This is a genomic window from Solirubrobacter phytolaccae (genome assembly GCF_027587195.1).
GTDB classification, from domain to species: domain Bacteria; phylum Actinomycetota; class Thermoleophilia; order Solirubrobacterales; family Solirubrobacteraceae; genus Solirubrobacter; species Solirubrobacter phytolaccae.
This window is the reverse complement of sequence record NZ_JAPDDP010000027.1, coordinates 78,464-84,916: the sequence shown is the minus strand read 5'-3', so window position 1 is coordinate 84,916 and position 6,453 is coordinate 78,464. Positions and strand designations below refer to the sequence as shown.

The 6,453-nt window shown below is 71.4% G+C and carries 8 protein-coding genes and 1 tRNA gene; 3 read left to right on the top strand and 6 right to left on the bottom strand.

What is annotated here, in order from left to right:
- The coding region (locus OJ997_RS16355) for an RtcB family protein (protein WP_270026237.1) at positions 1–755 on the bottom strand (755 nt) is incomplete at its 3' end.
- Positions 756–874: 119 nt separating this feature from the next.
- On the opposite strand from OJ997_RS16355, the gene OJ997_RS16350 reads away from it, so the two are divergent.
- Positions 875–1,111 carry a hypothetical protein gene (locus tag OJ997_RS16350; protein WP_270026236.1) on the top strand — a complete coding sequence of 79 codons (237 nt, stop codon included), beginning with the start codon at positions 875–877 and terminating at the stop codon, positions 1,109–1,111.
- Between the two features lies 1 nt (position 1,112).
- On the opposite strand, the gene OJ997_RS16345 is transcribed toward OJ997_RS16350, so the two are convergent.
- Both OJ997_RS16345 and OJ997_RS16340 read right to left on the bottom strand, forming a co-directional pair.
- Positions 1,113–1,184, bottom strand: a tRNA-Ala gene (locus OJ997_RS16345).
- A 10-nt stretch (positions 1,185–1,194) separates the two neighbouring features.
- Positions 1,195–2,082 (bottom strand): histone deacetylase family protein, encoded by an 888-nt coding sequence (locus tag OJ997_RS16340; RefSeq protein WP_270026235.1) that lies wholly within the window; start codon positions 2,080–2,082, stop codon positions 1,195–1,197.
- 40 nt (positions 2,083–2,122) lie between these two features.
- Here OJ997_RS16340 and OJ997_RS16335 point away from each other — a divergent pair, with 40 nt between their 5' ends.
- Together OJ997_RS16335 and OJ997_RS16330 are read left to right on the top strand one after the other, a co-directional pair.
- Entirely contained in the window at positions 2,123–3,103 is a 981-nt protein-coding gene (locus OJ997_RS16335; RefSeq protein ID WP_270026234.1) for an ROK family protein, read from the top strand.
- Positions 3,087–3,671 (top strand): hypothetical protein, encoded by a 585-nt coding sequence (locus OJ997_RS16330; RefSeq protein ID WP_270026233.1) that lies wholly within the window; start codon positions 3,087–3,089, stop codon positions 3,669–3,671. Before OJ997_RS16335 ends, OJ997_RS16330 begins: the two co-directional genes overlap by 17 nt.
- 3 nt (positions 3,672–3,674) lie before the next feature.
- Here the strand turns inward: OJ997_RS16330 and OJ997_RS16325 are convergent, their stop codons facing one another.
- From OJ997_RS16325 to OJ997_RS16315, 3 genes are all read right to left on the bottom strand, one after another.
- On the bottom strand, positions 3,675–4,382 hold the full coding sequence (locus OJ997_RS16325; protein WP_270026232.1) for a class I SAM-dependent methyltransferase: 708 nt from the start codon (positions 4,380–4,382) through the stop codon (positions 3,675–3,677).
- 86 nt (positions 4,383–4,468) lie between these two features.
- Positions 4,469–6,106 (bottom strand): solute symporter family protein, encoded by a 1,638-nt coding sequence (locus OJ997_RS16320; RefSeq protein ID WP_270026231.1) that lies wholly within the window; start codon positions 6,104–6,106, stop codon positions 4,469–4,471.
- Positions 6,103–6,414 (bottom strand): DUF485 domain-containing protein, encoded by a 312-nt coding sequence (locus OJ997_RS16315; RefSeq protein WP_270026230.1) that lies wholly within the window; start codon positions 6,412–6,414, stop codon positions 6,103–6,105. The genes OJ997_RS16320 and OJ997_RS16315 overlap by 4 nt, the downstream gene beginning before the upstream one ends.
- Between the last annotated feature and the right edge of the window lie 39 nt (positions 6,415–6,453).

Sequence of the window (6,453 nt, the reverse complement as noted above, 5' to 3'; positions counted from 1 at the left end):
ACCGCGTGGCCCGCGGCCGCGTCGGCCGCCGCCGCGCCGGCCCGTCCGCGCGCCGCAGCGACGTGGCCGAACCCCAGCGAGCCCGCGTGGACCATCACCGCCAGCGCGCCCGTCCGCAGGCCCCAGTCCCACGCCGTCGGGCCGTCGCTGACCTCAGCCACGCGCTGGAGCTCGCAGAAGTGGTTGCCGCCGCCGAGGGAGCCGAGCTGGCTGTCGCGCTCGCCGGTCCGGCGTGCCCAGGCGGCGAGCGCGTCGTCGACGCCGCCCGCGTCGATCCCGCCGCCGCGGTGCACGCGCTCCACGTGGCCCGCCAGCCCTTCGGCCACGGGCGCCCAGCCACCGTCCCCGTCGACCACGTGCGGCGCCTCGAGCAGCGCGGCCAGCCCGTGCTCGAGCACGGCCAGCCGGTCCTCGGCGCGCAGCCGCAGGTCGCGTGCGCCCTGGAAGAACACCGCGCGCAGCCGGGCGCCGAGCGCGGCCGCGTCCAGCTCGAACGCGTCGTCGAAGACCGCGAGCCGCATCCCGCAGCCCACGTCGTTGCCGATCGCGCCGGGCACCAGCGCCCCGCGCGTGTCGAACGCGACGCCGACCGGCACCTGCGGCCCGACGTGCAGGTCAGGGGTGAGCACGAGCCGCTCGACCGGCCCGAGCGCGCACAGCGCCAGCGCCTGCCGGATCGCCTTGGCTTCCATGGGTACTTCGGGGCCCGACATCAGCACGGCCGGTACGCCGTGCGGGTTCGCGAGAACGTCCATCGCGGAGCTGCCTTTCACACAAGAACGAGGAATCAGCCGAGCGGGCGCCCGGCGACGGTTCAGATGAGGTGTCCACGCCCGAGGCGTGGCAGCAGCACGGCCCAGGGTAGCCCGAGCGCATGGCTTCGCAAGACGACGAGCGCTGGATCGTCATCGACGGCCGCCGCTGGCGCCGCTCGGACCCGTCCCTGCCCGAAGCTCGCCGGAAGGAGCTCGTCAGCGAGCTGATGAGTGCCCGCAGCGCCGTCGGTCACGCCAGGCGCAAGGGCGACGAGCAGGCCGAGCGCGCGGCTCGCGACCGTGTCCACGCCGCCAAGGTCGCGCTCGGTGAGCGCGGCCCCAAGTGGTGGGACTGAGTGGAGGCGAGGGGAATCGAACCCCTACCTTAGCCTTGCAAAGGCCACGTGCTCCCGTTACCACTACGCCCCCGGGAGGACGACTAGCTTAGGGCGCGCGCGGCGGCGAGCACGGATTCGAGCGTCGCGACGTTGATGTCGACGGTGTCGCGGGGGTCCGGCGCGTAGCCGCCCGCGAGGACGACGACGGTCGGGATCCCGCGCAATCGGGCCAACACGAGCTCGTCCCGCAGGCGCAGGCCGGGCTTGGTCAGGGACAGCCGGCCGAGGCGGTCACCCTCCCACGGGTCGGCGCCCGCGAGGAAGAACGCGACGTCGAACGGACCGGCGTCGAGCGCCTCGTCCAGGGCGCGGTCGAGCTCGGCCAGGTACTCGTCGTCGCCCGTGCCCGAGGGGAGGTCGAGGTCCAGGTCGGACGGGATCCGCTGGAACGGGTAGTTGCGCGCGCCGTGCAGGGAGAGCGTGAACGCGTCAGGATCGGGGCCGAGGATCTGGGCGGTGCCGTCGCCCTGGTGGACGTCGCAGTCGACGACCAGCGCGCGCTGGGCCAGCCCTTCCACGCGCAGCCGGGCGAGCGTCACCGCGACATCGTTGAACAGGCAGTAGCCGCGGGCGAAGTCGCGGCCCGCGTGGTGGGTGCCGCCGCCGAGGTTCATCCCGATCCCGAGCGACAGCGCGCGCCGGGAGGCCGCCACCGTCCCGCCCACGGAGCGGCGCCCGCGCTCGACCAGGAGCTCGCTCCAGGGCAGCCCGAGGCCCCGCTGCTCGCGGATAGACATCTGACCAAGCCGGATGCGCTCCAGCAGCGCCTCCTCGTGCACCAGGGCGAGCCATTCCCACGGCACGGGCTCGCTTTCGAGGACGCTCACGAGCCCGGAAACGCGCTCCACGAGCAGCCCGTACTTGGAGATCGGGAACTTGTGCCCCGGAGGCAGCTCGATGCGCCAGCGGGCATGGCTCCAGACGTCCATCGGCCGTGGAGTGTCGTCTGCCTGATTAAGCTGCCGGGTCATGGCCATCTATGGGGGAATCGATCTCGGCGGGACCAAGATCCAGGCCGCGGTCGTGGACGAGGGCGCCGACAATACGGTCCTCGGCGCCACGCGCGATCAGACGCCGCTGAAGGGCGGCCCGAAAGCGATCGCCACCAAGATGGCCGAAGTGCTGGTCGGGTCGCTCGAGGAAGCCGGGCTGTCCGTGTCCGACCTCGCCGGCGTGGGCGTCGGCTCGCCGGGCAGCGTCGACGACGAGAAGGGCACCGTCTCGGGCGCGATGAACCTGAGCGAGTGGCACGGCTCCTTCAACCTGCGCAAGCACCTGGAGAAGGAGCTGGACGGCACGCCGGTCAGCCTCGGCAACGACGTGGACCTCGCCACGGACGCGGAGTTCCAGATCGGCGCGGCGCGGGAGTATCAGACGCTCCTCGGCGTCTTCTGGGGCACGGGCGTCGGCGGCGGGCTCATCCTCGACGGCCACCAGTGGGTCGGCCGCAAGACCGCGGGCGAGATCGGCCACATGGTCGTGCGCATCAACGGCGCCAAGTGCGGCTGCGGCCGCCGCGGCTGCATGGAGGCGTACGCCGGCCGCGGCGCGATGGAGGCCCGCGCGCGCCGGCGCGTGGAGCAGAAGGAGAAGACCGTCCTGTTCGAGATCATGGAGGAGCGCGGCCGCGACCGCCTGTCCTCCGGCATCTGGGAGCGGGCGCTCGCGCGGGACGACCAGATGGCGCTCGAGCTGCTCGAGGACGCCGTCGAGGCGCTCGGCGCCGGCGTCGCGTCCGCCGTCAACCTGCTCGACCCGGAGGCGGTCGTGATCGGCGGCGGGCTGGGCATCCGGCTCGGCGAGGAGTGGGTGGAGCGGATCCGCGAGGCGATGATCCCGCACCTGTTCGTCGACGAGGACCCGCCCGCGATCATGCTCGCCGAGCTCGGGGACCTGGGTGGCGCCCACGGCGGCGCCCTGCTGGCTGCGCGACGTGCCGCCGGAGGCTGAGTTCCACGCGGCGGCGCTCGACATGCTCGGCGCCGCCCCCACCGGAGAGCGCATGATCACCGCGAGCGCGGTGACCTACCCGGCCGCCGTGGTCGAGTGGTTCGCGCTCGGGCAGCTGGACGAGCTCGAGGTCGTCGACGGCCGGCTGCGGGTCGCCCCGGAGTTCCACGTCGCGCTGGACGAGGGCGAGGATCCGCCCGTCTACCACGACGAAGAGGGCCTCGTGTCGCTCGCGTTCTCGAGCTTCGCCTTCGACCTCGCGGCCGCCCAGCGGCTACGCGGGCAGCACCTGAGCGCGCGCGGGCCGGTGCCGAAGGAGCGCGCGCTGACGTGGCTGGGCGAGCAGCTCAAGCCCGGCCCGGTGACCAAGACCGCCGGCCTGGAGATCCACCGCTTCTACGGCCCGCACGAGTACGCGACCGTGCGCTGGAGCCCCGGGAGCGACGCCGAGTGGCACCTGGAGGCCGACTCGCCCGAGGCGCTCAAAGCGCTGCAGGAGCTCGTCGACCGCGTCGGCGGCGTGCCGCAGCGCGGCCTCATGAAGCGCCTCTCCCGTAGGCGGCGGTGACCGCTAGCGCGGAACGAACTCGAGCCCGATGGCCAAGTTGACCGTCGTCACCGGGACGCGCAGCGGGAAATAGCTCGCCCGCGCCTCACGGAAGTACACCGCGCACTCGGAGCGGATCTCGTCCGGGAGGTTGATGTGCTCGCTCTTGATGAACCAGTCGTACGGCATCTTGTAGCGACGTTCGAAGACCCGCTGGGCGCTGAGTCGACGACCCAGCGAGTACGCCAGGCCACCCTCACACGGGATGACCGCGACGAACCGGCCCGTCGGCTTGAGCAGGCGGTGGGCTTCCTTGATGGCGGCCGGCAGGTTCGGCAGGTGCTCGAGGACGTGGATGGCGAGCACGCGGTCGAACGAGTGATCCTCGTATGGGAACCGCTCCTGGCAGTCGGCGGCGACGACCTCGACGTCCGGGTGACGTTCCTTGATGCGGTCTGCCATCTCCTGCCGCAGCTCGCTCGCGACGTACCCCTCGCGAGCGAAGTCCGGCTCTTGGCTCAGGTGCTCACCGAGGCCGGACCCGTATTCGAGCGTGCGCTCGTTCGGACGCGCGGTCTTGGCGGGCCAGCCGTGGTTGAAACGTTCGACGACGCCGAAGCGGGCTGGGAGCACTTCATGCCAGTGCTGCATGAAATCCTCGCGGACGGCCTCCTGCTCAGCAGTGAACGTCGGCAGCTGCTTCGGCCACTTGTTCTCGGTAGCCGTGGGCATATTTGGCCGGTCAGCCTAGCTGATCGCAATGACGCTTCCTCGGCGGCGCGTACGGCGGGGGCTCCGCCGTACGCGCAGAGGCGGACCTACGAGACGTCCACCGTCGAGGGCTCGGAGCTGCGCTCGAAACGGCCTGACCGGCGGAGCTCCGGTCCTCCCTCGGAGCCGATGCCGGTCTCCGAACGCACGAGCAGCTCGTCGTAGGTGGCGTCCGTCGTCTCCTCTCGGCGGCTGAGCATGGTGCCCAGCCAGCAGCCGAGGAACCCGATCGGAATCGTGACCAGCCCCGGGAACGTCAAGGGTGAAGGGGAACCCTGCGAGTCGGGGCCGGGCCACACCGGCGGGCTGAGCACGATCATCACCACGGACGCGACGATCCCGAAGGCGATGCCGGTCAGCGCACCGGTCGTGTTGAAGCGCCGCCACAGCAGCGCGAGGATGAGCGGCGGGAAGTTCGCGCTCGCGGCGAACACGAACGCCATGCTCACGAGCACGGTCACGTTGAAGCCGGAGCCGACCATGAGCGTGCCGAGGATCGCGAACACGCCGACGCCGATCGACGCGATCCGCGCGACCTTGCGCTCGTCCCCCTCGGTGCCGCGGCCGAGGACGTTCTTCCACAGGTCGTGGGCGATCGCGCCCGCCGACGCGATCACGAGCCCCGCGACGACCGCGAGGATGGTGGCGAACGCCGCGGCGCTGAAGAGCGCGAGCGCGATGTCGCCGCCGACGGTGCCGACGCCGCCGCCGAGCTCGCCCGCGAGCAGCGGTGCCGCGTTGTTGCCGCCCTTGCCGACGGCCTCCGAGGCGCCCTGGCCCAGGATCGCGCGCGCGCCGAAGCCGATGATCGTCACCATCGCGGTGAACGTGGCGATGATCCCGATCGTGTAGAGCACGGACTTGCGGGCGGCGTTGGAGTCCGGCACCGTGAAGAACCGCGTGAGGATGTGCGGCAGGCCCGCGGTGCCGATGAAGATCGTGATGCCGGTCGAGATGACCAGGATCGGCGACGTCAGGTAGGTGCCCGGGCCCTTGATGGCGTCCCCGTCCGGGTGGTTGGCCGCGGCGGAGTCCAGCAGCGCGCTCGGGTTGAAGTTGAACTTCGCCAGCACGGCCACGGAGACGGCGGCGCCCGCGATCATCAGCATCACGGCCTTGATGATCTGCACCCACGTGGTCGCGAGCATGCCGCCGAAGACGACGTAGACGACCATGAAGACGCCGCAGATCAGCACCGCGACCGGGAAGCTGATCCCCGCCAGCGCCTCGATCACGGCGCCCGCGCCGACGAGCTGCGCGACCAGGTAGATGCCGGAGATCAGCAGCGTGTTGATCGCGGTCGCGACCCGCACCGGGCGGGCCTTCAGGCGGAACGCGAGCACGTCGGCGACCGTGAACTTGCCGGCGTTGCGCATGCGCTCCGCGAGCAGGTAGAGCACCGGCAGGAAGCTCAGGCACGCGCCGAGGCCGATGATCCAGCCGTCGAAGCCGTACAGGTACATCAGGCCCGCGTAGCCCAGGAACGTGGAGGCGGACAGGTAGTCGCCGGCGGTCGCGACGCCGTTGGCCCGGCCGGAGATGCCGCGCCCGGCGGCGTAGAACTCGGTCGCGCTGTGGGTGCGCTTGGCGGCCCAGCGCGTGATCAGCAGGGTGAGGGCGAGGACGCAGGCGAAGACCGCGACGGCCAGGCCGTTGAAGTCGCCGGTGGCGGCAAGCGTCCTCATCGGCGCCCGGCTCCTTCGACGACGATCTGCGCCATCCGCTCCCACTCACCGGCGCGGCGCGCGTACAGCCACGCCATCACGACCGTCAGCAGGCAGATGCTGAAGCCACCCCAGAGCGCGAGCGAGATCCCGGCGATCTCCTTGCTCATGAAGTCCTTGGCGAAGCCCAGCAGGGCCAGGAAGGCCACGAGGTACGCGCTGTAGAACGCGGTGCCGATGGCGACGAAGCGCCGTCGGCTCGAGACCAGCTCAAGGAACTGTGGATCGCGAGCCAGGGCCTCCCAGCCGGGCTCGGAAAGACTGCTCATATGGAGTCGCTCCCCCCTAACGGAGCTTGACTTCAAGTG

Excerpts from the sequence above, each read along its gene's own strand:
- OJ997_RS16335 (WP_270026234.1), top strand. The coding sequence starts at position 2,123 with ATGGCCATCTATGGGGGAATCGATCTCGGCGGGACCAAGATCCAGGCC.
- OJ997_RS16340 (WP_270026235.1), bottom strand. The coding sequence starts at position 2,082 with ATGGACGTCTGGAGCCATGCCCGCTGGCGCATCGAGCTGCCTCCGGGG.
- OJ997_RS16320 (WP_270026231.1), bottom strand. The coding sequence starts at position 6,106 with ATGAGGACGCTTGCCGCCACCGGCGACTTCAACGGCCTGGCCGTCGCG.
- OJ997_RS16315 (WP_270026230.1), bottom strand. The coding sequence starts at position 6,414 with ATGAGCAGTCTTTCCGAGCCCGGCTGGGAGGCCCTGGCTCGCGATCCA.
- OJ997_RS16325 (WP_270026232.1), bottom strand. The coding sequence starts at position 4,382 with ATGCCCACGGCTACCGAGAACAAGTGGCCGAAGCAGCTGCCGACGTTC.
- OJ997_RS16350 (WP_270026236.1), top strand. The coding sequence starts at position 875 with ATGGCTTCGCAAGACGACGAGCGCTGGATCGTCATCGACGGCCGCCGC.